The sequence below is a fragment of the Nocardia sp. CY15 genome (assembly GCF_009829295.1).
Classification (GTDB): domain Bacteria; phylum Actinomycetota; class Actinomycetes; order Mycobacteriales; family Mycobacteriaceae; genus Nocardia; species Nocardia sputi.
In genome coordinates this window covers 56,329-76,706 of sequence record NZ_VUOT01000003.1, presented here as the reverse complement: position 1 = coordinate 76,706, position 20,378 = coordinate 56,329, and the positions used below count along the sequence as shown (strand labels likewise).

Below are 20,378 nucleotides of genomic sequence, written 5' to 3'. Positions count from 1 at the left end.
CGGATGGCCGGTCACGGCGTGTCCGTCGGCAGCGGCGCGCGTGCCGCCAAGGCGCGCAACACCGCCTCGGTCAGTTCCGGAGCCCCCGCGTCCGGACGGGCGCCGCATTGGATGCCGCGCAGTACGGTGGCGGCCAGCGCTTCCGCGGTGGCAGGCTCGTCGACGACGTCGCCTCCGCGCCGCGCCAGGTAGTCCCGCAGGCGCGGAACCGCCACGTCGATGGCCCCGCGGAAGAAGTCGTAGGTGGCCAGCCAGCGCGTGACCAGGTGACCCGGGTGCATGTCCCAGCCCTGGTAGTACCCGCGTCGCAACGCTCGCGCGACCAGGCGGTGATGGTTGCGCAACGCGGCTTCCGGGTCGCCGTCGGGCACGACCTGAGTGGAGCCGTCGCACACCCACACCCCGGTCTGCGCGGCGGCCACCTGCATGACCGCCTTCGCGTAATCGGCGGCCGGGTGGTCGAGCGCTTGGTCCGGCGCGGCGACGCCACAGGCGGCGGTGTAGTCGTAGGTGCCGAAATGCAACGCGCTGCAACGTCCCTCGGAAACACTGAGCATCGAGGCCACCGGCGCGGTGCCGTCCGCGGCGATGATCGCCTGCGGACTCTCGATCTGCAGCTCGAAGCGCAGGCTGCCTTCGGTGATGCCGTACGCACGCTCCAGCCCGACGCACAACTGCACCAGAGCCGTGACTTGCTGCACAGCGCGAATTTTCGGCACCGTGAAGACAAAACCCTCTGGTACCGCGCCCGCGCCCTCCAACACGAGGTCGAGTGTGCGCAGCGCGCGACGACGCTCCCCGCCGGCCAAACCCTTCATCCGGATGCCACTGCGGCCCGGTGCGTCCGAACGCCGCGCCCAGGCCGCGAGCGCGGCGCCCGCCGCCGCGGCCGCGCGATCCTCCTCGGCGTCGGGGCGCAGGCCGTAGCCGTCCTCGAAGTCGATGCGCAGATCCTGGACCGGGTCCACTTCCAGCCGTTTGCGCACGTCGGGCAGTGAACCCGTCTCATCGAGCGTGGCCAGCAGGTCGTGGTGGCGGTCGAGCAGTTCTACCGCGGTCGCGCCCCATTCCCTCGGCGTCTCCTCGGCGATCCGGTCGGCGGGGACGTACACCGTGTGGATCGGTTGCTGCCGCCCGTTCGATCCGGGATATCGGCGGCGCAGCTCGGCGTCGACCCCGTCGAGCATCGACTCTATCCGCGCGCGAACATTTTCCGGCACCTTCATCGTGACCCCTTCTCGCGCAGCGCGGCCCAGATCCGGTCCGCGGTCATCGGCAACCGGTCCAGCCGCACGCCGACCGCGTCGCGAATCGCGTTGGCCAGCGCGGGCGCCACCGGGTTGTACGGCGACTCGCTCATCGACTTGGCGCCCAACGGGCCGAGCGCGTCGGCCGTGTCGGCGAAGTACACCTCCGTGCGCGGCACGTCGGCGAACTGTGGCACATGGTAGTGCCGCAGGGTTCGCGCACCCACCACCCCGCGCGCACTGCGCATGTCCTCGTACAGCGCCGTGCCGATGGCCTGCGCCGCACCTCCCTCCACCTGCCCGCGGCACTGCACCGGATTGAGCACCGTGCCCGCGTCGGCGGCCTGGATCGACTGGAGGATGCGCACCGAGCCGGTGGCGGGGTGCACGGCCACGCGGAAGGCGTGCACGTTGAAGCTCACCGACCTCGGGCTGCCCCCGTGCTCGGCGTGGGCGGTGAGGTCGCCGCCGGTCAGCAGCTCCCGCGCGTCGAGCAGCCGGTCACCGCAGTGCACGCCGCCGGAGGTCAGCACGCAGTCGCCCTCCGGAACACCCGACAGTTCGGCCGCTCTGGCCAGGAGCAGTCCCCGCAGTGCGCACGCCGCCGCGTACACGGCTTTGCCGGCGACCACGATGCCGGTGGACCCGAACGCGCCGGTGTCGAAGTCGACCAGATCGGTGTCGGCGTGCCGGACCACGATGCGAGCGACCTCGGTGTCCAGCGCGGTGGCCGCGAGCTGGGCGTGCACGGTGGTGGTGCCGTTGCCGAACTCTGCGGTGCCGACTCGGATCTCGTAGCGTCCGTCGGGTAGCAGCGACGCCGTAGCCGCCGACCGGTGCCCGCGCGGCGGGATGGTCGCGATCATCGCGGCGGCCATGCCGGTGCCCACTCGCCACTGCGGGCCCGGCGCGTGCACGTCGTTGCCGCGCAGCAGCGCCCGTTCGGCGAGGTCGAGACACTGGTCGAGGCCGTAGCTGCCGAACTCGAGGTCGCTTTCGTTCACCGCCGCGCCGACGAACCGGTCGCCGGGCGCCACGACGTTGCGGCGGCGCAATTCGAACGGGTCCATGCCCAGCGCGTGCGCGAGTTCGTCCAAGGCCGACTCCACCGCGAAGATCACCTGCCCGAGCCCGTACCCGCGGAACGCTCCGGAAGGAACGTTGTTGGTGTACACCGCCTGTGCGTCCACCCGCTTGTTGGCGCAGCGGTACAGCTCCACCGACTCGCCGACGCCGTGATACATCACCCCGCCGCTGTGGTTGCCGTAGGCGCCGGTGTCGGCGAGCACGTCGACGGCCAAGGCGGTCAGCACGCCCTGCGCGTCGGCCCCCGCCGTCACCGCGACCCGCATCGGGTGCCGGCACGTCGCGGAGGTGAACTCGTCCGAACGCGTGAACTCGTACTGCACCGGCCTGCCGGTGCGCAGCACGGCCAGCGCGATCAGGTCCTCGGCCAGCATTTCCTGTTTCGCGCCGAACCCGCCGCCGACCCTGGCCGCGAACACCCGCACCCGCCTCGGCGGCAGACCGAACAGGCGGCACAGTTCGTCGCGGACGAGGAACGGAACCTGGGTGCTGCACCGGATGACCAGCCGCCCGGCGTCATCCAGCCATCCGACCCCGCCGTGCGTCTCCAAGTGCACGTGCTGCCCACGCGGCGAATGCCATACGCCCCGCACGACGTGAGCCGCGGCGGCCAAGCCTGCCTCGACGTCGCCCACCTCACCGTGCAGTTCGGCGACCAGGTTGCGGCCCGGATCGGCGATGCGGGCCGAATCCGGCTTGTCGACGTGCAGTTTCGGAGCGTCCGCGCCCAGCGCCTCCCGGGGGTCGAACACCGCGGGCAGGACCTCGTAGTCGACGACCAGCAGCCGGCACCCCGCACGGGCGAGCGCGACGCTGTCGGCCACTACCGCGGCCACCCGCTGCCCCACGAATCGGACGGTCCGGTCGAGCACATAGGTGTCGTCGGGGTCGTCGGTGCGCAGCTCGTGCCGCGCGGTGGAGAACGGCAGGTCCGGCGCGTCGGCATGGGTGAGCACCGCGTGCACGCCCGGCAGGGCCTCGGCCGCGGCGGTGTCGATCGAGCGGATTCGCGCATGGGGATGCGGACTCGTCAGCACCGCGATATGCAGCGGGGCGGTCGGCGGTGTGGTGGCGGCATCGCCCGATCGGGGGTGGTCGGCAGCGAGAACGGCGGCCGCTGGGAGGTCCAGGGTGAACGGCTCGCCGCCGCAGACGATGCGGGGTCCGGCCGGGGCGCCGACTCCCGCACCCGCGCCCACGGTGGTCGTCGCGGTGGGATCGGGGGCGACGGCGGCGGGGTCGTCCGGGGTGAGCGGCTCACCCAGGGCGGCGCGGATAGCGCGGTAACCCGTGCAGCGGCAGAGGTTTCCCTTCATCAGTTCGGCGAGTTCGTCCCCTGACCGCTCGGCGCGCTCATCGGCCCCACACCCCAGTCCCGCGGCCGTGACCACCATGCCCGCGGTGCAGAACCCGCATTGGAATGCGGCGTTGTCGATGAATCGCCGCTGCACGGGGTGCGGGCGCTCGGGGGTCCCGAGCCCGGCGGCGGTGGTGACGGAACGTCCGGCGGCCCGGTAGGCGGGAAAGACGCAGGAGTGCACCGTTGATCCGTCGACCAGCACCGAGCAGGCCCCGCAATCGCCCGAGTCACATCCCTTCTTCACCGCCAGGTTGCCGCTGTCCCGCAGCACCGTACGCAGGCACTGCCCCGGTAGCGCCTCGATCTCGACTGGCCTGCCGTCCACCTCCAACCGCATCACGGCCCCCGCAGTTCCTCGGCGACCTCGCGGGCGAGCAGCCCCGCGACGTGCCTGCGCCACTCCGGCGACCCGTGCGGGTCGTCGAACCAGAGTTCGGGGCCGATCGTGCCGAGGGCGTCGTGGATCTCGCGCTCGCTCGGCGGTGCGGCGAAGTCCAGGACGACCGGCTTGGTCGTGGCGGCCGTGATGGTGACCGCGCTGCGGCCGTCCCGTTCCCGGCGTCCCATCACGACGGCACCGGACCGGCCGAGCGGAGCGAGCGCGATCTTCCGGAAACTGGTGTGTGCCAGCAGACTCGAGCGCGGCAGGAGAATCGAGCGCAGCACCTCACCGCGCCGCAGCGCCGTGCGTCCCGGACCGATCACGAACTCCCGCAACGGAATACGCCTGTCGACCCGATCCGCCCCCCACACCGTCGCCATCCCGTCGAGCGCGACGAGCGCCCCGAGCACCGCGCCCGCGGGCAGCGCGAGGCAGACGTTGCCCCCGACGGTGGCGGTGCGCCAGATCTTGTGCGAGGCCAGCAGCGCCCGGCAGGACGGAGCGAACAGCGCGGTCCCCGGCCAGGCATTGTGCAACACCGGCATCCCCAGCTCACGCCCCGGCGCGGCTGCGGCGAACTCGGCCAGGGTGCAGGTCGCGGCGATCTCCAGTCCGTCGTCCACGACCTGGAGCGCGGGCCACCCCAGGCCGGTGATGTCGACCAGGCGCACCAGCTGATCCTGGGGTTCGGAGAACAGGAAGGTCCCTCCGGCGAGCACCGCGGTCGACGCGCCGAGCAGCGCCAGGTCTTCCCGTTCCCGGGCGATCACCACCTCGCGGATCGTGTCCAGGTCCACGTCTCACCTCGTTCCGGCCTCTCCGTCACCGTAGAGCCAGTCGGTTGCCGCCATATTGCGCGCGACGCACGTCAGGTTGCGCGGCAGTTACCTCGCCGCACGACGACCGCCCGCCGCCGCGGCCGAGCGCTCCCTCCGCGACACCACAGCTCCCGCCCACCGCACGCGGGCCGTGCGAGCCGACACTGCTTCAGTATCGCGCGTCCGGGCTGACCAGGCACGACGCCCCGCCCGCAGATTCGATGGCGATCTCCCGCGGAGGCCGGTTCACCCGGCCTTCGCGATCAACGCCGCCTGCGCTCGCGCCACCTGCGTGGCGACCACATCCATATCGACCGTCCGGACCTCGCCGTCGCGTACCACCTCGCGTCCGTCGACCAGCAGCGCCGCCAGCGGCGGGGCCGAGCCGAGCACCAGGGCGGTGACCGGGTCCGCGATCCCGGCGTGCGCGGCCGTGTCCACCCGCCACAGCGCCAGATCCGCCAGCTTGCCCACCTCGATCGACCCGATCTCGGCGTCCCGGCCCAGTACTCGCGACCCGCCGATGGTGGCCAGTTCCAGCGCGGTGCGCGCGCTCATCGCGCGCGGTCCGCCCCGGTTGCGTGCCCACAGCAACGCGTGCCGTGGCTCCTCGATCATCGAACCGGACTCGTTGCTCGCCGCGCCGTCGACGCCGAGCCCCACCGGGACGCCCGCGCGCACCAGGTCGGCGATGCGGGCGACGCCCGCGCCGAGCCGCGCGTTCGAGGTCGGGCAATGCGCCACGCCGGTCCCGGATTCGGCCATGGCGCCGATCGCGTCGTCGTCCAGGTGGACGGCGTGCGCGTACCAGACATCCGGGCCGAACCAGCCGAGCCGCTCCATGTACCGCGCGGGCGTGCAACCGAAGGTCGCCACGCAGTAGTCGTGTTCGTCGACGGTCTCGGCGAGGTGGGTGTGCAGCCGGACCCCGGTGGCGCGGGCCAGCGCCGCCGACTCGCGCAGCAGGTCCGGGGTGACCGAGAACGGCGAGCACGGCGCCAGCGCGATCCGCAGCATGGAGTCGAACGACGGGTCGTGCCACCGGGCGATGGCCTCCGCGCTCGCGGCGAGGATGTCGTCCAAGCGCTCCACCAGATGATCAGGCGGCAACCCGCCCGCGCTGATCCCGAGGTCCATCGAGCCGCGGCAGGGGTGGAACCGCAACCCGACCTCGGCCGCCGCGGTGATCTCGGCCGCGAGCGGATCACCGCCGTCGCGCGGGAACACGTAGTGGTGATCGGTGGTGGTGGTGCATCCGGTGCGCGCGAGCGCGGCGAGCGCACCCCTGGCCGCCACTCGCACCCCGTCCTCATCGATACCCGCCCACACCGGGTAGAGCGTGGTGAGCCATTCGAACAGCGTGTGGTCGGTGGCCAGGCCGCGGGTGATCCATTGGTAGAGGTGATGGTGGGTGTTCACCAGCCCGGGAGTGAGCAGGCAGCCGCGCCCGTCCACAAGCCGCGCACCCTCGCCGAGTGCCGGTGCGTCGCCTTCGCCGACCGCGTCGATCCGATTGCCGCGCACGACGACGTAGCCGCGCGGATACTCGGTCCCGTGCGCGTCGACGGTCGCGACGGCGCAGTCCGCGACGACGGTCACCTGGTCCACGCGGGACCGGCTTCCGGCGCGTCGGCACGCGCCACGGTGGCGTGGATCAGCCCGTAGGGACGGTCGTCGGCGTGGTAGACCTCGCCGCGATTCTCCATGCCGAAGCGGGCCAGGTCGTAGTCGAAGTGATGTTTGTTCGGCGCCGCGAGCCGGATCTCGGCCAGCACCGGGTACGCCGACAGCGCGGACTTGCCCATCTCGAACAGTGTCTGTTGCAGCGCCTTCGAGTGCAACGTCGCGAAGGTCTCCACCAGCCGCGCCCGCACACCGGTGTAGACCTCGTCCCAGTCGATGCCCGCACTGTGCGCGAACCGCCACTCGGCGACCAGCGTGGTGGCCAGCATCCGATCGTCCGTCGGCGCGAGCACGGTGAAGTCGTCGGTCAGGAAGTCCGTGAACTGCGAGCCGGTCGACTTCAAAATGGTCAGATCCTTCACCCCGCCGACGACCCACGCCTGCCGGTCGGCGCCGCTGCCCACCACGGTGACCGCCGCGGTGCGCACTTCGGGACCGCCGCGCACCCAGGTGTGGTCGTGCTCCACGCCGCCCACCGGCACGCGCCGCCAGGCATATTCGTCGACCTCGACGCGCGCGCTGCGCACCGGTTCGATGTCGGCGACGAAATGATCGGCCAGCGCCAGCGCGTAGTCCTCGATTCTCCGCAGGCCCGGCTGTTTGGCGAAGGCGTAGGCGGTCTGCTTCTGCGAGTCGGTGGGCAGGACCTTCGCCTGGTCGCCGGTGACGTACGCGTCGGCGAAGTCGCCGCGCAGCACTGTGGAGACGTTCACATCGCGGATCTCGTGCCGTGCGCCGTCCCGGCGGATACGGACGATCCGGTTCTCCGCCTTGCCGTAGCGGTGGTCGGTCAGCACGATCGGCCCGGTCAGTTCCATGCTCGGCTCAGCTTCCTCGATAGGTGGAAAAGGCGAAGGGCGACAACAGCAACGGAACGTGATAGTGCCGCTCCTCGGTGACGGCGAACGCGACTGTCACCTCCGGATAGAAAGTTTCGACCTCCCGGCCCGCGAAGTACGCGCCGGTGTCGAACACCAGCCGATAGGTTCCCGGCTCGATCGTTTCGCCGAACGCTCCGATCCGCCCGTCGACGTCCGTTTCGCCCGAATCGATCTGCCGTACCCCTCGATACAACGTCACTGTGACGCCCACGGCGGGCGCGCCGCGCACCGCGTCCAGCACGTGGGTACTCAGCGTGCTCACGGCCGATCCGCCAGCATCGCGTGCAGCCGGATACGGTTGATCTTTCCCAGTTCTGTTCGCACGACGCGCCTTTCGGTTTCGGGGTCATTGCGTAGCCGGGCGTTGAGCAGCGCGAGCAACTCCTCGGCCGACTTTCCGCTCGCGCACACCAGGTAGATGTGCCCGAACCGTTCCTCGTAGGCGCGGTTGCCTTCGGCGAGCGCCGCGCGTACGTCCTCGGCGGCTCCGGCCACACCGGCCTGTTCCCGCGCCGAAACCGCGCTGTGCAGCCGATCGCCGATGCGCGGGTGCCCCGCGAGCGCCAGGTCGAGTTCGGACTCCGGCAGTCGCGTCAACGCCGCGTCCGCCGCGTCGAGCAGCGCCTCGACGCTCCGGTACGGACGGCCTGCGACCAGCGACCGCGCCAGGCCCGGGGACGAGCAGCAGCCGAAGATCGCCTGATAGGCCGCGTCGTCGGACAGCGCGTCGAAGGCCGCGATCCCGGGTCGCTGATCCGTCATCGGACCAGCATCGAATACGACCCGGCGAGCCGCCACCGGAACGGGACGGAACCCTTTCGGCGTGTCGCCCCGGGAAGCCGCCTGAGCACCGTTTTCACATCGTGCGAGGCAAACCGCGCGGTATTACCGTTTATCCATGGCCGACTCCGATCGTCCCGCCGTGGCACCCTGCGCGGGCGTTGTGCTCGCCGCGGGCGCCGGAACCCGCTACGGAAAACCCAAGGTGCTCGCCGAGGACGGCGCGTGGCTGCGAGCGACGGTCGCCGCGTTACGCGACGGGGGCTGCGATCCGGTGATCGTGGTGCTCGGCGCGACCGGACCGACGCCGCGGATCGTCGATCTTCCGCCGGGCGTGCGGCACGTGTGGGCCGCCGATTGGGCTACCGGCCTCAGCGCGTCACTGCGTGCGGGGCTGATCGCCGCGGCGGCCACCCCCGCGCGCTATGCCGCGATCATGCCGGTGGACACCCCCGACGTCGGGGCCGACGTGATCGCCCGGGTGCTCGCCGCCGCGCTCACCGCCCCGAGCGGCTTGGCACGCGCTGTGTTCCACAACACACCCGGCCACCCTGTTGTTATCGCCCACAAGCACTGGAATGCGATTTCTGGGTCCGCCGCCGGAGATTCCGGAGCCCGCACCTATTTGACCGGGAGAAACGATATGGTGTGCGTCACGTGCGACGATTTGGCGACGGGCGTCGATCGTGACTTCCCGGCCACGACCGCACGGTGATCGGAGCTAGCTGATGCGGGACATCGTCGACGACCTGTTGCGGGTGTGGCACTCGGGCCGGACCGGCGGACTCGGCACCGTCGTGCGCACCGTGGGCGCGGCCCCGTTGCCGGTGGGCTCGGCAATGCTGGTCGACCCGGAGGGGGGTGTCTACGGTTCGGTCGCCGCGGGCGGGCTGGAGGAGATCGCCTACGAGGCGGTGCTCCAGGCAGCGCGGACCGGCCGTCGCGCGATGCACCGCTTCGGCGTTGCCACCGGCCTCGAGGCGGGCGCGAACGGCGAGGGGATGCTGGACGTCTTCACCGAACCGTTCTCCCGAAGACACTTCCCGGAGTTCCCGGATGTCGCCGCGGAGATCGCGGCACACCGCAGGGTCACCGTGTTCACGGTGGTGTGGAACTCCGATGCCGACCTGATCGGCCAGCACCTGATCACCGACAAGAAGCACGCCACCGAACTGGTCGCGCTACCGGATTCGGACGTGTTCGTCGCCTCGTTCGCCCCGCCGCCGCGGCTGATCGTCTTCGGCGCGAATTCCTTCGCCGCCGCGCTGACCGTGCAAGCCGAATTGCTCGGCTACCGGGTGATGATCTGCGATTCGCGCCCCAATTTCGCTACCCCGGAGTCGTTCCCCGGCGCCGAGGTCGTGGTCGACTGGCCGCACCGCTACCTCAACACCCTCTCCGCCGCGGGTGAGATCGACAGCAGCACAGCCATAGTCGTGCTCTCGCACGATCCCACCTTCGAGATTCCGCTGCTCACCGTGGCGCTGCGACTACCCGAGCTCGGTTATCTCGGGGCGATGGGATCACGACAGGTCCACATCCGGCGCATGGAGGACCTCCAGGCCTGCGGTTTCAGTGCCGAGACGCTCGCGCGTCTGCACTCGCCCGCGGGCATGGACATCGGTGCGCGCACCGCGCCGGAGGTGGCGGTCGCGATCGCGGCCGAGCTGCTGGCCGCCCGCGCCGCGCAACCGGTGCGCGCGGTCGATCCCTACAGCGGCGAAATCCCGGTCACGCCGAAAACCGCGGTCGGACTCGGTATCTGATCACTTCAGCCCGGGATTCTCGGCATACACCTCGCGCAGCACCGACAGGTCGAACAGCTGCTCGGCCTTGATATCTATCTTCGCGGTGCGCAGCGCGGCGATATTCTGTTCGATCAACGCGTCGGTCATGGTGAGCAGGCCGTTGGTGACCGTGTCCGGTGAGACCACCAGATCGTTCTGCGCGATGGCCTCTTTCGTCTGCTCGGCCAAATCCAGCTTTTGATCCTTGCCGTAGACCTCGACGGCGAGCCGGGCCGATTCGGCCGGGTCGGCCACCGCGTCCTTCCAGCCCTTGATCTCGGCGACCAGGAACGCCTTCAGCTTGTCGCGCTCGTTGTCGATGGTGGACTGCGCGACCGTGAGGGTCTCGGCGACCAGCGGCAGATCGAAGTCGGCGAACAGGAAATGCGTGTTCTGGAAGCCCTTCGCCGCCAATGTGATCGGCTCGTTCGTCACATAGCTGACCCAGCCGTCGACCTCGCCGTTGGCCAGTGGGGTGGGATCGAATTGCGCGGGCACCACGGTGACGTCACCGGGCTTCAACCCGTTGGCGGTCAGCAACGCGTTGAAGATCAGCTGGTTGGTGTCCTGCACACCGATCTTGCGGCCCTTCATGTCCTCAGGCGACTTGATCGGCTTCGCCGCGGAGGAGACGATCGCGAACGGATTCTTCTGATAGGTGGTGGCGACGATCTTCGCGGGCAGTCCCTCCAGGATCGCCGGTGCGGTGGTCTGCGGCGCGGACAGGCCCAGCCACACTTTCCCGGTGTCCAACCCGGCCTCCACCGAAGTGCTGGCCGCGCCACCCGCGATCAGCTCGACCGAGCCGAAACCGGCTTCGGTGAAATAGCCTCTGGCGTCGGCGAAGTATTCACCCGCGAATTCTATGTTCTTCAGCCAGGACAGCTGCACCGCGACGCGGCCGTGTTTCGATCCGTCCGGAGTGGAGCCGCCCGGCGCGTCGCCGGCATTCCCGCCGCAGGCGGCCAGCGCCCCCGCACCACCGAGCGCGGCCCCGGCGAGCGCGGAGTAACGGAGAAACGAGCGTCGGTTCAGGTGCCCGAACGTGGAGCGTTGCACGGGTGTCATGGGCCGAATCTAAGGGGAAGGCGTTTCGTTTTCTTTACTTTGGCGTTCCGAGCGCGAATTCGCGCGAATATCATCGGTCGGACATATCGGTCAGCTTCGCCCGGCTTCGGGTCCGAACCGCGCGAGCACCAGATTCTCGACCACCCCGACGATCGCGTAGAGCGCCACCGAGACCAGGGTGACGATGACGATCGAGGCCCACAGCTTGCTGTATTGGAACGTCGGGATGGCGCGGATCAGGCTGGCGCCCAACCCGGTGCCGCTGCCCAGCCACTCCCCGAGCAACGCCCCGATCAGCGCGCCCGGCACCGAGATCCGCGCCGCGGCGAACACCGAGGGCAGCGCGGCGGGCACGGCCACCATGCGCAGCCCGGTCCACCGCGACCCGCCATAGGCGGCCACCAGCTCCAGCGCTTGCCGCGGCGCGCCGCGCAGGCCCGCCATGATCATGACCAGAGCGGGGAAGAACACCACGATCGCGGCGAGCACCGCCACTCCGGCCAGGCCACGGCCGAACACCAGCACGATGATCGGCGTGAGCGCAACCAGCGGCACCGAGCGCAACAGCATCGCCACCGGAAGGAAGGTCTGCTCGACCGCGGCGAACGACACGAACAGCGCGGCGACCACCAGCGCGGCGAGCATGCCCGCGTCGAATCCGATGGCCGCGTCGCGCAGCGTGATCCGCAAATCGTCGATGATCGCTTCCCGCGCGGCGTCGGCGCCCTGCGCCGTCACCAAGTAGGTCCAGATATCGCCGGGCGTCTTGCCGACCCGCGGGCCGACCTGCGGGAACGCCTTCAGGAAGACGTACCAGATCCCCAGCATCAACAGCAGCGAGGTGCACAGCGGGAACAGGAAGACCCCGATTCGGCGCAGGAGGTTCATCCGGCGTCCTCCACATTCGCGGTCGAGACAAGGCCCGCCGCATGGCTTTTCATCGCGCCTCCTGCGCGGTCCACGGAGCGGCCATCCGGGCGGCCAAGGCTACCAACGCGTACCCGAGTCCGGCCAGCGCCGCGGCGGCCAGCGCCATACCCCAGGTGCGCGGCACGTTGTAGGACGTCTGCGCAGCGGTCAGCGCCACCCCGATACCGCTGTCCACGCCGCCGAGATACTCGCCGATGATCGCGCCGAGCACGGCCGAGGGCGCGGCGATCTTCAACGCCGCGAAGGTACTGGGCAACGCCGAAACCGCCCGCACCCGGGACAACTGCTGCCAGCGGCCGCCGCCGTAGGCGCGCACCAGGTCCAGACTGGTCCGGTCGGCCGAGCGCAGACCGGTGACGGTGCCGACCATGGTGGTGAAGAAGCAGTACATCGCGGCGAGGAACACCGTCGGGGTGCGTCCGCCGAAGACGACCAGGATGATCGGGCCCAGCGCGAGCAACGGAGTGCAGTAGCTCAGGATCGCCAGCTGGGTGGCCAGCGACTCGATCGGCGGGATCAGCACGATCAGGATTGCCAGCGCGATGGCCAGGCCGTTGCCCCAGACGAATCCTTGCAGCGCGCCGAGGGCGGTGATCCGGAAATTCGGGCCGTACAGATCCCATCCGTCGGTGTACATGGTGTGCAGCACTCGCCAGGGGCTGGGTATGGTGCCGCCCGCGACCTCGAACGCCGCCAGAGCCCACCACACGGCGACCAGTCCGAGAACGCCGAGCGCACCACCGAAGCGCTTCATGCCACCCCTCCTTTCCCCGAGGTCCCGAACAGCAGCTCCGACAAGTAGTCGTGCAACTTGTGGAACTCCGGCGTGCGCATCATCTCCGGCAGTCGCGGGCGCGGCAGATCGATCTCGACCAGTTCCAGCACCCGTCCCGGCCGCGGGCTCATCACGGCCACCACGTCGGACAGGAACACCGCCTCCGCGATGCCGTGCGTAACCATCAGCGTGGTCGCGGGCTTCTCGGTCCAGATCCGCAGCAGCTCCAGATTGAGCCGCTGCCTGGTCATGTCGTCGAGTGCGCCGAACGGTTCGTCCAGCAGCAGCACCGCCGGCTGCACCACCAGCGCCCGCGCGATCGAGACACGCTGGCGCATACCGCCGGACAACTGCGCGGGTTTGGCCTTCTCGAACCCTTCCAGCCCCACCAGCCGGATCAGGTCATCGATCCGATTCGCCTCCGGCGTGATGCCCGCGACTTGCAGCGGCAGCTTGATATTCGATTCCACCGAACGCCACGGCAACAGCGCCGAATCCTGGAAAGCGATGCCCAGCGCGTGGCGTCCGCGCAGCTCGGCGGGGGTCGCGCCGTCGATCAGCGCCTTGCCCGCGGTCGGCGTCTCCAGCCCGGCGAGAATGCGCAGCACGGTCGACTTGCCGCAGCCGGAAGGACCGAGCAGCGACAGGAAGGCACCCTGCTCGGTGTGCAGATCGACGCTCGCCAATGCCTGCACGGTTTTCCGCCCGACCCGGAAGGTCTTGGTCAATCCGCTGAGATGAATTCCGGTCCCCCCGGCGGCGGCGCTGTCCGTGCTCATGACGGCCACCCTAGGAGCACGCCATTGCACCGATATTGCGAATCGCGCCGCCAGATTGCGCAATCGTTAAGGTCCGCACCGCGGCCGCGAGGTGGATTTCGAATCGCGGCGATCCGATCAGGATGAGAAACGGCCCGCCGCGGGTTGCACGACAGGTGAACCCGATCCTCACGCTGCTCGACGCCAAGTTGCACATCGCGGGCTCGGAGATCCTCTGGCGCGAAGTGATCGGCAACGGCTTCGGCTTGGCCTCCGCGATCGGCGGCATGCGGCGGCGCGTCTGGGCCTGGCCGGTCGGCATCGCCGGGAACGCCCTGCTGTTCACCGTGTTCGTCGGCGGCGTCTTCCACACCCCTCAGCAGCTGAACATGGCCGGGCAGGCCGGACGCCAGCTGATGTTCGTCGCGGTCAGCGTGTACGGCTGGTGGAGCTGGTACCGCCACGCGGCGCGGGAGACCGGGCTCGAGCATCGCGGCGTCGACCCGCGCTGGGCAAGGACGCGCGAACGCGTCGTGCTCGTGGCGGCGATGCTCGTGGGCACGGTGGTGTTCGCCCAGCTCTTCGAGTGGCTCGGTTCCTACGGTCCGTGGGCCGAGGCGTGGATCTTCACCGGCTCGGTTCTGGCCACCTACGGCATGGCCCGCGGGCTGGCCGAGTTCTGGCTGATCTGGATCGCGGTCGACCTGGTCGGCATCCCGCTGCTGGTGCGCGCGGGCTACTACCCCTCGGCCGCGCTGTATTTCGTCTACGCGGGCTTCGTGGCCTGGGGATTCCTCGTCTGGACACGCGGCATGCGGCCGGACGCCGAGACCCCGCGGCCGCTGACGCCCGCCACCGCGGAGTAGGCCGGAAAACGGGCAGCGTCCCGTATCCGGCTCCGCTACACCACGTCGACCCGCACGCCCGCCGCTCGGATCTTCTCCACCGCGACCGGATCGGCGTCGGTGTCGGTGACCAGCACGTGCACCTGCTCGATGCCGCAGATGCGAGCCAGGGCGGTGCGTTCGAGCTTGTCTCCGGTGGCCACCACCAGCACCCGCCCGGAACGCCGCACCATCTCGGTGGTCACCCCGGCCTCGTCGATGTGCCTGCACTGGGCGCCGCCCTCGGCGGAGATCGCGTTCACCCCGAGCACGAGCTCGTCGAGCCGCAATTCGGCCAGCGCCCGTTCGGCCAGCGGCCCGTGCAGCTCGTAGGACTCCCGCCGCGCCACTCCGCCGAGGACGATGGTGCGCATGTGCGGCCGCAGCACCATCTCTCCCGCGATGTTCAGCGCGTTGGTGACGATGGTCAGCTGCTCGTCCCCCGACGAACCCGGATCGGTGCGCCCGGCCAGCGCCCTGGCCACCGCCGTTGTGGTGGTGCCGCCGTTCATCCCCACCACCGCGTGCGGATCGACCAGGGATGCGGCGTGCTCGGCGATGCGCTGCTTGGCCTCGCCCGCGCTCTGCCGGTAGCGGGCGGGCAGGTCGTAGGCCACCGAGGTGGCCACAACACCGCCGTGCGTCCGGGTCGCCAGCTGTTGCTCAGCGAGCGCGGTGAAATCGCGGCGCACCGTCGCGGCGGACACGCCGAGCCGCTCGGCGGCCTCCTCCACCGAGAGCCGACCGGACTCGGCGAGCAGCTCGAGCAACCGGTTCCACCGTTGCGGTCGATCCGTCGACCCGGTCATCTCACACCGCCCCGCTCGCACGGGGGACCTGCTGTTTCGGCGAGCACGCGAACAATATGACCACACGCACGCGCCGACCGCGAAGATTGCCTGCGGCCGGTGCCGAGCCGGGTCGGCTCAAGGCACATCGACCTCGACCGCGGGCCTCGACCGGAGCGTCGGTGGGTGGGAAAAGCGTCCGGCCCCGTCTCCCCTGGGCACATCGGCCCCTGTGAGAGACAGACCGGAGTTCACGAAATAGGCAATTTCTTCGCAGATTTCGTCCAGACTCACTGTCGCGTCCGGGGCGGTGCTGTGCACCAATTCCTGGGCCAGGGACGTGACCGCGCCGATCACCGCCAGCGCGAAGAGATCGAAACGCCGCGGGCCGGTCTCGCCGCGGCCGACGGCGCGTTCGGCCTCGCTGATCAGCAACGCCGAGAGCAAGCGGCGCTGCTGCCTGCGCCACTCCTCCACCGCGGCGCTGACACCGACGATCTCCACATAGCAAACTCGCGCGCACCGGGCGTCGGCACACGTGACGCCCAGATACGCGCGGAAACTCGCCACCACGCGCGTGGGCAGGGGCTCGTTCTCGGTGGCCGCCAGCGCCGCGATCGCGCATTCCAGCGCACGGGAGGTGATGCGATTGGCCAGGGCGATGAGCAGTGCCTCGCGGCTGCCCATGTCCTCGTAGAAACTGCGCGTGGAGACATTCGCCACGGCGCAGAGGCGTTCGATCGATGTGGCCGCGTAACCCTGGGTGCCGAATAGTTCGAGAGCGGCGTCGATCAGCCGGGTCTGCCGCTGGGCAACCCGCTGTGGCTTGGACAGTCCGCCGTAGCTGCGACCGTCTCTGGGTCGGTGATCCCGCCGTGTCACCGTTCGATGCTACCGCGCGGCTACCTTTCGTCAGCGCGCTGAACGGTAGACACGCGACCATGTCGCCGGACGTTTCCGCCATGGGCGGCAACGGAATCGATCGTGCCCGAACTATTTCACGCTGCCCGCCGTCAAGCCGGCGACCAGACGCTTCTCGATGACAGCGAACAGCAGCACCACCGGGATGATGCCGACGGTGGAGATCGCGAACACGTACTGCCAGGCGGTGTCGTACTGGCCGACGAACTTGGTCAGCGCCACCGACAGCGGCTGATTCTCCGGCGTGGTCAGCACGACCAGGCTGGCGGCGAATTCGTTCCAGCACGCCACCGCGACGAAGATCGTCGCCGTGACGATGCCGGGCCAGACCAGCGGCAGGCTCACCCGCACCAGCGTCTGCCAGCGGCCGAGTCCGTCGAGCATCGCGGCTTCCTCGATCTCCACCGGGATCGCGGCGAAGAAGCTGTGCAGGATCCACACCGCGAAGGACAAGTTGAACGCGGCGTTGACCAGGATCATGGCCAGCCAGGTGTCGTTGATGCCGAGCGCGAAGAACTCGCGGATCAACCCGGTGACCAGCACCGTGGGCTGCAACATCTGGGTCACCAGCACCACACCGAGAAACACTCCGCGACCCGGGAACCGGTGCCGGGCGGTGTAGTACCCCGCCGGTATCGCCACGGCCAGCACCAGCGCGGTGGCGCAGACGGTGATGATGATCGTGCTGGCCAGATTGAACGGCAGCGGCGTCTCGGGGGTGTCCCACATCGTCGTGTAGTTGTCCGGATGCCAGGACTGCGGCAGATACGTCGGCGGGATGCGCAGGATCTCGGCTCCGCTCTTCAACGACCCGAGCACCATCACGACGAAAGGCAGCAGGAACCCCGCGGCGAGCACCACGCCGACCGCGGTGAGCTCCCAGCGCCGTCGCTCCCGCCGCGCGGGTTCGGCCGCGGCGACCGGCGCCACGGGCACCTGCTCGCGTACCCGCACCCGCGTCGTCATCGGTCGACCTCCCGGGTCGGGCGGACCAGCCGGACGTAGATCGCGATGACGACGACGATCAGCGCGAAGTTCAGCACGCTCATCGCGGCGGCGGTGTCGACCTGCTGGTTCTGCCGGATCAGCTTGAACGTGAGCGTCGTGGTGGTGTCCGCCGAGAACCCGGCGATGCTGCCGGTGATCACTTGCAGGATCGGCAGCGAATTGAACACGTTGATGATGTTGATGATGGTCGCCACCGCGATCGCCGGACGCAGCTGCGGCAACGTGAGATAGCGGTAGCGCTGCCACGCGCTCGCGCCGTCGACCCGCCCCGCCTCCTCGATCTCCGCCGGGATCGACTGCAACCCGGCCAGAATCGTGTAGGTCGTGAACGGCACCGAGACGAATACCGCGACGGCCATCGCCACGAGGAACGCCTGTGCCGGCTGCTTGGTGAAGCCGTAACCGCGGTCGAGCAGGCCGATGTCGACCAGGAACCGGTTCGCGATGCCGACGTCCGGGTCGAGCATGTAGTAGAAGATCGTCGTCGTCATCACCACCGACGCCGCCCACGGCACCAGGATCGCCATCCGCACGGCGGTGCGGCCGGGGAAGTCCTTGTGCAGGAACTGGGCCAGCGCCGCGGACAGCACCAGGGTGAGCAGCACGACGCCGACCACCCAGACCACCGTGTGGGCAAACACCGAGCCGAGTTCCGAGATCGCGAACAGGGTCCGGTAGTTGGCCAGTCCGGCGTTGCCGCGGTCCTGGCCGTAGGCGGTGAGGTCCCTGGTGCTGGTCCACACCATGTAGCAGGCCGGGAAGGCGACGATGCCCGCGATCAGGACCAGCGAAGGCGCGATCCACGGCAACGCCGCCGGCAATCCCCTGCGCCGCACGTCAGTTCGCGGCTTCCTGGATGCGACGCAATACCTGAGCCGGGTCCGCGCCCTGTCCGATCGTGCCCATCTGCTGGCGGATGGCGCCCTGAGCCGCGGCCCATTTCGGGTTGTTGCTCGGGTAGAACCGTGCCACCGAGAGCGTGGCGGCGAACGCTTTCGTCACGGGGTCATCGGCGAGCGCGGCGGCGGCACTGTGCGTGATCGGGATGAAGCCCTCGTGCTTGACGAAGTTCGCGTACACCGCGGCCGAATAGAAGTAGTCGAGGAACTTCTTGATCGACTCGGCTTTCGCGCCGTCCTTCTTGAACGCCATCAGGTGGTCGGCCACACCCAGCGTCACCGGGTTGCCGGTCTTGGTCGGCGACGGCGCGGTCGCGTAGCGCAGGCCGGGGTTCTTCGCGGTGATCTGGCCGATGGTGGGCGGCAGCGCTTCGATCATGCCGATCTTGCCCTGGATGAAGGCGTTGATCACGTCCTTGCGGTCGGTCGCGCCCGGATTCGGCTGAGTGGCGCCGGCATCGATGAGTTCACGCATGGCCCGCACACCCTCCAGGTTCTCCGGGGTGTCCACGGTGATCCGGTCGCCGTCGGCCCAGGAGCCGCCCGCGCCGAAGGTCCAGATGGAGGCCTCGCCCTGCGCCTCCTCGCTACCCAGTGGGAGCCCGTACCCGGAGACGCCGCCGCCGAGCGCCTGGATCTTCTTCGCCACGTCGGTCAGCTCGGCCCAGGTCTTCGGCGGCCGGACGATGCCCGCCTTGTCGAACAATTCGGTGTTGTAGAACAGGGTGCGAGTGGAGGCGAACAACGGCAGTGCGTACTGGGTGCCGTTCAGCGACGCGTTCTGCGCGAAGGCCGGCTGGATGTCCGCCAGCACCGGCGCGGAGACGATGTCGGTGGCCGGGTAGAGCAAGCCGTCTGCGGCGAAGCTGGCGTAGGCGTCGATGTTGAGGATGTCCGGGGTGGTCGCCTGCGACTGGAGCTTCGTGCGCACCACGTCGTTGATCGAGTTCCACGATTCCATCTGCAAATTCACCCTGATGCCCGGGTTCTGCTTCTGGAATTCGGCGATGATGCCGTCCCACAGCGCCTTGGTGCCCGTGGCGCCGTCGCTGTAGGCGGGGGCCAGGAGATTGATCGTAGTGTCGGAGTCCGCGGCATTCTTCGGACCGAACCCGCAGGACGAGAGGGTCAGCGCGAGGCCGGTGACCATCGCGACTCCGGCAAGCACGCGGTGGAATGGTCTTTTCACGAGCAGAACCTTTCAGATTTACCCACCCGGCGCCAGCGGAGCCGCCGATGATGGGAGGACACACCGTCCGTGCGCCTCAATCTAGCCCGGATGGTGATCATGTGTGACCGATTTGATCGTAAATTTGACATGAACGATCACGTCGAGCGAAGCTGTTCAGGTGCCTACGCCTGCCGACCACACGCCGGAACCACATCTGGCCACCGAGGTGGCGACCCAGCCGGACGACTGGACGCACGCCGCCACCATCGCCGCGGATCATCACGCCGCACTGCCGAAGCCGGGCGAGCGCGTCGCCGTGATCGGGTGCGGCACGTCGTATTTCATGTCCCGGGCGATCGCGGCGCTGCGGGAGGGCGCGGGCCGGGGGCTCACGGATGCCTGGCCAGCCAGCGCGGTCCCGGCCCGGGAGTACGACCGCTACCTCGTGATCTGCCGCTCCGGCACCACCACCGAGGTCATCCGCGCCATGCGGGCGATCCCGGCGCGCGTCCCTCGCGCGGTGATCTGCTCCAGTCCCGGCACACCTGTCCTCGAACTGGGTGATCCGATCCTCATCGAGCAGGTCGACGAGCGGTCGGTGGTGCAGACCCGTTTCGCGACCACCACCCTCGCCATCCTGCGCAGCCACCTCGGCGAGGACCTCACGCCGGTGATCGCCCAAGCTCGCGCCGTGCTCGCCGAGCGGCCCGCCGAGTCGCTGGCGGCGGTACGCGGCGCCGAGCAGATCAGCTTCGTCGGCATGGGATTCGCGGCGGCCATCGCCGACGAGGCGGCGCTCAAGCTGCGCGAATCCTGCCAGTCCTGGACGGAGGCCTATCCGGCGACCGAGTACCGCCACGGCCCCATCGCCATCTCGGCGCCGGGCCGGGCGGTCTGGGCCTTCGGGCCGCTGGAGCCGGGATTCGCCGACGATGTCGCCGCCACCGGCGCCCACCTGGAACACCGCGAGATCGACCCGATGGCGGATCTGCTGCGGGTGCACCGGCTCTGCGTCCTGCGTGCCGCCGACCTGGGGCTGGACCCGGACCATCCGCGCGGCCTGAATCGCTCCGTGGTCTTGAAGTCGTGATCGAGCACGTGCGGTGAGAACCGGTCGTGGCCAGGCCGCGCGCACCCTGGCCCAGGGTTCGC

The 20,378-nt window shown here is 69.6% G+C and carries 20 protein-coding genes; 4 read left to right on the top strand and 16 right to left on the bottom strand.

Annotated elements, in window-relative coordinates:
- Positions 1 to 11: 11 nt before the first annotated feature.
- The 7 genes from GVY39_RS07100 to uraD all read right to left on the bottom strand — a co-directional run bounded on the left by GVY39_RS07100 (position 12) and on the right by uraD (position 8,219).
- A complete protein-coding gene (locus GVY39_RS07100) occupies positions 12 to 1,226 on the bottom strand; it encodes an aldolase/citrate lyase family protein (RefSeq protein ID WP_236565318.1) in 1,215 nt (404 codons plus the stop codon).
- The gene (locus GVY39_RS07095; protein WP_159921786.1) at positions 1,223 to 4,030 is read right to left on the bottom strand and encodes a molybdopterin-dependent oxidoreductase; all 2,808 of its coding nucleotides are present in this window, start codon (positions 4,028 to 4,030) and stop codon (positions 1,223 to 1,225) included. The genes GVY39_RS07100 and GVY39_RS07095 overlap by 4 nt, the downstream gene beginning before the upstream one ends.
- Positions 4,030 to 4,872, bottom strand: coding sequence for a xanthine dehydrogenase family protein subunit M (locus GVY39_RS07090; protein ID WP_159921582.1), 843 nt, complete (start codon positions 4,870 to 4,872; stop codon positions 4,030 to 4,032). Before GVY39_RS07090 ends, GVY39_RS07095 begins: the two co-directional genes overlap by 1 nt.
- A 267-nt stretch (positions 4,873 to 5,139) precedes the next feature.
- On the bottom strand, positions 5,140 to 6,501 hold the full coding sequence (locus GVY39_RS07085) for an 8-oxoguanine deaminase (protein ID WP_159921584.1): 1,362 nt from the start codon (positions 6,499 to 6,501) through the stop codon (positions 5,140 to 5,142).
- Positions 6,489 to 7,394, bottom strand: a complete 906-nt coding sequence (gene pucL / locus GVY39_RS07080; RefSeq protein WP_159921586.1) for a factor-independent urate hydroxylase — start codon at positions 7,392 to 7,394, stop codon at positions 6,489 to 6,491. Before pucL ends, GVY39_RS07085 begins: the two co-directional genes overlap by 13 nt.
- Before the next feature lie 7 nt (positions 7,395 to 7,401).
- Positions 7,402 to 7,719, bottom strand: a complete 318-nt coding sequence (uraH, locus tag GVY39_RS07075) for a hydroxyisourate hydrolase (protein WP_159921588.1) — start codon at positions 7,717 to 7,719, stop codon at positions 7,402 to 7,404.
- Entirely contained in the window at positions 7,716 to 8,219 is a 504-nt protein-coding gene (uraD, locus tag GVY39_RS07070; RefSeq protein ID WP_159921590.1) for a 2-oxo-4-hydroxy-4-carboxy-5-ureidoimidazoline decarboxylase, read from the bottom strand. The genes uraH and uraD overlap by 4 nt, the downstream gene beginning before the upstream one ends.
- Positions 8,220 to 8,355: 136 nt before the next feature.
- Here uraD and GVY39_RS07065 point away from each other — a divergent pair, with 136 nt between their 5' ends.
- Both GVY39_RS07065 and GVY39_RS07060 read left to right on the top strand, forming a co-directional pair.
- The gene (locus GVY39_RS07065; RefSeq protein WP_159921592.1) at positions 8,356 to 8,952 is read left to right on the top strand and encodes an NTP transferase domain-containing protein; all 597 of its coding nucleotides are present in this window, start codon (positions 8,356 to 8,358) and stop codon (positions 8,950 to 8,952) included.
- Positions 8,953 to 8,965: 13 nt separating this feature from the next.
- Positions 8,966 to 10,003: an XdhC family protein gene (locus GVY39_RS07060; RefSeq protein WP_159921594.1), complete on the top strand. Its 1,038-nt coding sequence runs from the start codon at positions 8,966 to 8,968 to the stop codon at positions 10,001 to 10,003.
- Here GVY39_RS07060 and GVY39_RS07055 read toward each other — a convergent pair whose 3' ends face one another.
- The 4 genes from GVY39_RS07055 to GVY39_RS07040 all read right to left on the bottom strand — a co-directional run bounded on the left by GVY39_RS07055 (position 10,004) and on the right by GVY39_RS07040 (position 13,576).
- Positions 10,004 to 11,092: an ABC transporter substrate-binding protein gene (locus GVY39_RS07055; RefSeq protein WP_159921596.1), complete on the bottom strand. Its 1,089-nt coding sequence runs from the start codon at positions 11,090 to 11,092 to the stop codon at positions 10,004 to 10,006.
- Positions 11,093 to 11,182: 90 nt separating this feature from the next.
- On the bottom strand, positions 11,183 to 11,980 hold the full coding sequence (locus GVY39_RS07050; RefSeq protein ID WP_159921598.1) for an ABC transporter permease: 798 nt from the start codon (positions 11,978 to 11,980) through the stop codon (positions 11,183 to 11,185).
- Positions 11,981 to 12,029: 49 nt separating this feature from the next.
- The gene (locus GVY39_RS07045) at positions 12,030 to 12,776 is read right to left on the bottom strand and encodes an ABC transporter permease (RefSeq protein WP_159921600.1); all 747 of its coding nucleotides are present in this window, start codon (positions 12,774 to 12,776) and stop codon (positions 12,030 to 12,032) included.
- Positions 12,773 to 13,576 (bottom strand): ABC transporter ATP-binding protein, encoded by an 804-nt coding sequence (locus GVY39_RS07040; protein WP_159921602.1) that lies wholly within the window; start codon positions 13,574 to 13,576, stop codon positions 12,773 to 12,775. The genes GVY39_RS07045 and GVY39_RS07040 overlap by 4 nt, the downstream gene beginning before the upstream one ends.
- 155 nt (positions 13,577 to 13,731) lie before the next feature.
- On the opposite strand from GVY39_RS07040, the gene pnuC reads away from it, so the two are divergent.
- Positions 13,732 to 14,421: a nicotinamide riboside transporter PnuC gene (gene pnuC, locus GVY39_RS07035; protein WP_195069629.1), complete on the top strand. Its 690-nt coding sequence runs from the start codon at positions 13,732 to 13,734 to the stop codon at positions 14,419 to 14,421.
- 35 nt (positions 14,422 to 14,456) lie between these two features.
- On the opposite strand, the gene GVY39_RS07030 is transcribed toward pnuC, so the two are convergent.
- The 5 genes from GVY39_RS07030 to GVY39_RS07010 all read right to left on the bottom strand — a co-directional run bounded on the left by GVY39_RS07030 (position 14,457) and on the right by GVY39_RS07010 (position 19,244).
- Positions 14,457 to 15,248 (bottom strand): DeoR/GlpR family DNA-binding transcription regulator, encoded by a 792-nt coding sequence (locus GVY39_RS07030; protein WP_159921606.1) that lies wholly within the window; start codon positions 15,246 to 15,248, stop codon positions 14,457 to 14,459.
- Between the two features lie 117 nt (positions 15,249 to 15,365).
- Positions 15,366 to 16,109: a TetR/AcrR family transcriptional regulator gene (locus tag GVY39_RS07025; protein WP_159921608.1), complete on the bottom strand. Its 744-nt coding sequence runs from the start codon at positions 16,107 to 16,109 to the stop codon at positions 15,366 to 15,368.
- Between the two features lie 111 nt (positions 16,110 to 16,220).
- On the bottom strand, positions 16,221 to 17,114 hold the full coding sequence (locus GVY39_RS07020) for a carbohydrate ABC transporter permease (RefSeq protein ID WP_159921610.1): 894 nt from the start codon (positions 17,112 to 17,114) through the stop codon (positions 16,221 to 16,223).
- Complete coding sequence (locus tag GVY39_RS07015; protein ID WP_159921612.1) at positions 17,111 to 17,992, bottom strand: carbohydrate ABC transporter permease; 882 nt, start codon at positions 17,990 to 17,992, stop codon at positions 17,111 to 17,113. Before GVY39_RS07015 ends, GVY39_RS07020 begins: the two co-directional genes overlap by 4 nt.
- A gap of 1 nt (position 17,993) precedes the next feature.
- Positions 17,994 to 19,244: an extracellular solute-binding protein gene (locus tag GVY39_RS07010; RefSeq protein WP_236565319.1), complete on the bottom strand. Its 1,251-nt coding sequence runs from the start codon at positions 19,242 to 19,244 to the stop codon at positions 17,994 to 17,996.
- 160 nt (positions 19,245 to 19,404) lie between these two features.
- Here GVY39_RS07010 and GVY39_RS07005 point away from each other — a divergent pair, with 160 nt between their 5' ends.
- Positions 19,405 to 20,316 carry an SIS domain-containing protein gene (locus GVY39_RS07005; RefSeq protein ID WP_159921614.1) on the top strand — a complete coding sequence of 304 codons (912 nt, stop codon included), beginning with the start codon at positions 19,405 to 19,407 and terminating at the stop codon, positions 20,314 to 20,316.
- The last annotated feature ends 62 nt before the right edge of the window (positions 20,317 to 20,378 follow it).

What these genes read in the sequence shown, in the direction of transcription:
- GVY39_RS07045 (WP_159921600.1), bottom strand. Translation starts at nt 12,776, where the DNA reads ATGAAGCGCTTCGGTGGTGCGCTCGGCGTTCTCGGACTGGTCGCCGTG.
- GVY39_RS07020 (WP_159921610.1), bottom strand. Translation starts at nt 17,114, where the DNA reads ATGACGACGCGGGTGCGGGTACGCGAGCAGGTGCCCGTGGCGCCGGTC.
- uraD (WP_159921590.1), bottom strand. Translation starts at nt 8,219, where the DNA reads ATGACGGATCAGCGACCCGGGATCGCGGCCTTCGACGCGCTGTCCGAC.
- GVY39_RS07065 (WP_159921592.1), top strand. Translation starts at nt 8,356, where the DNA reads ATGGCCGACTCCGATCGTCCCGCCGTGGCACCCTGCGCGGGCGTTGTG.
- GVY39_RS07040 (WP_159921602.1), bottom strand. Translation starts at nt 13,576, where the DNA reads ATGAGCACGGACAGCGCCGCCGCCGGGGGGACCGGAATTCATCTCAGC.
- GVY39_RS07050 (WP_159921598.1), bottom strand. Translation starts at nt 11,980, where the DNA reads ATGAACCTCCTGCGCCGAATCGGGGTCTTCCTGTTCCCGCTGTGCACC.
- GVY39_RS07030 (WP_159921606.1), bottom strand. Translation starts at nt 15,248, where the DNA reads ATGACCGGGTCGACGGATCGACCGCAACGGTGGAACCGGTTGCTCGAG.
- GVY39_RS07100 (WP_236565318.1), bottom strand. Translation starts at nt 1,226, where the DNA reads ATGAAGGTGCCGGAAAATGTTCGCGCGCGGATAGAGTCGATGCTCGAC.
- GVY39_RS07055 (WP_159921596.1), bottom strand. Translation starts at nt 11,092, where the DNA reads ATGACACCCGTGCAACGCTCCACGTTCGGGCACCTGAACCGACGCTCG.
- GVY39_RS07095 (WP_159921786.1), bottom strand. Translation starts at nt 4,030, where the DNA reads ATGCGGTTGGAGGTGGACGGCAGGCCAGTCGAGATCGAGGCGCTACCG.
- pucL (WP_159921586.1), bottom strand. Translation starts at nt 7,394, where the DNA reads ATGGAACTGACCGGGCCGATCGTGCTGACCGACCACCGCTACGGCAAG.
- GVY39_RS07060 (WP_159921594.1), top strand. Translation starts at nt 8,966, where the DNA reads ATGCGGGACATCGTCGACGACCTGTTGCGGGTGTGGCACTCGGGCCGG.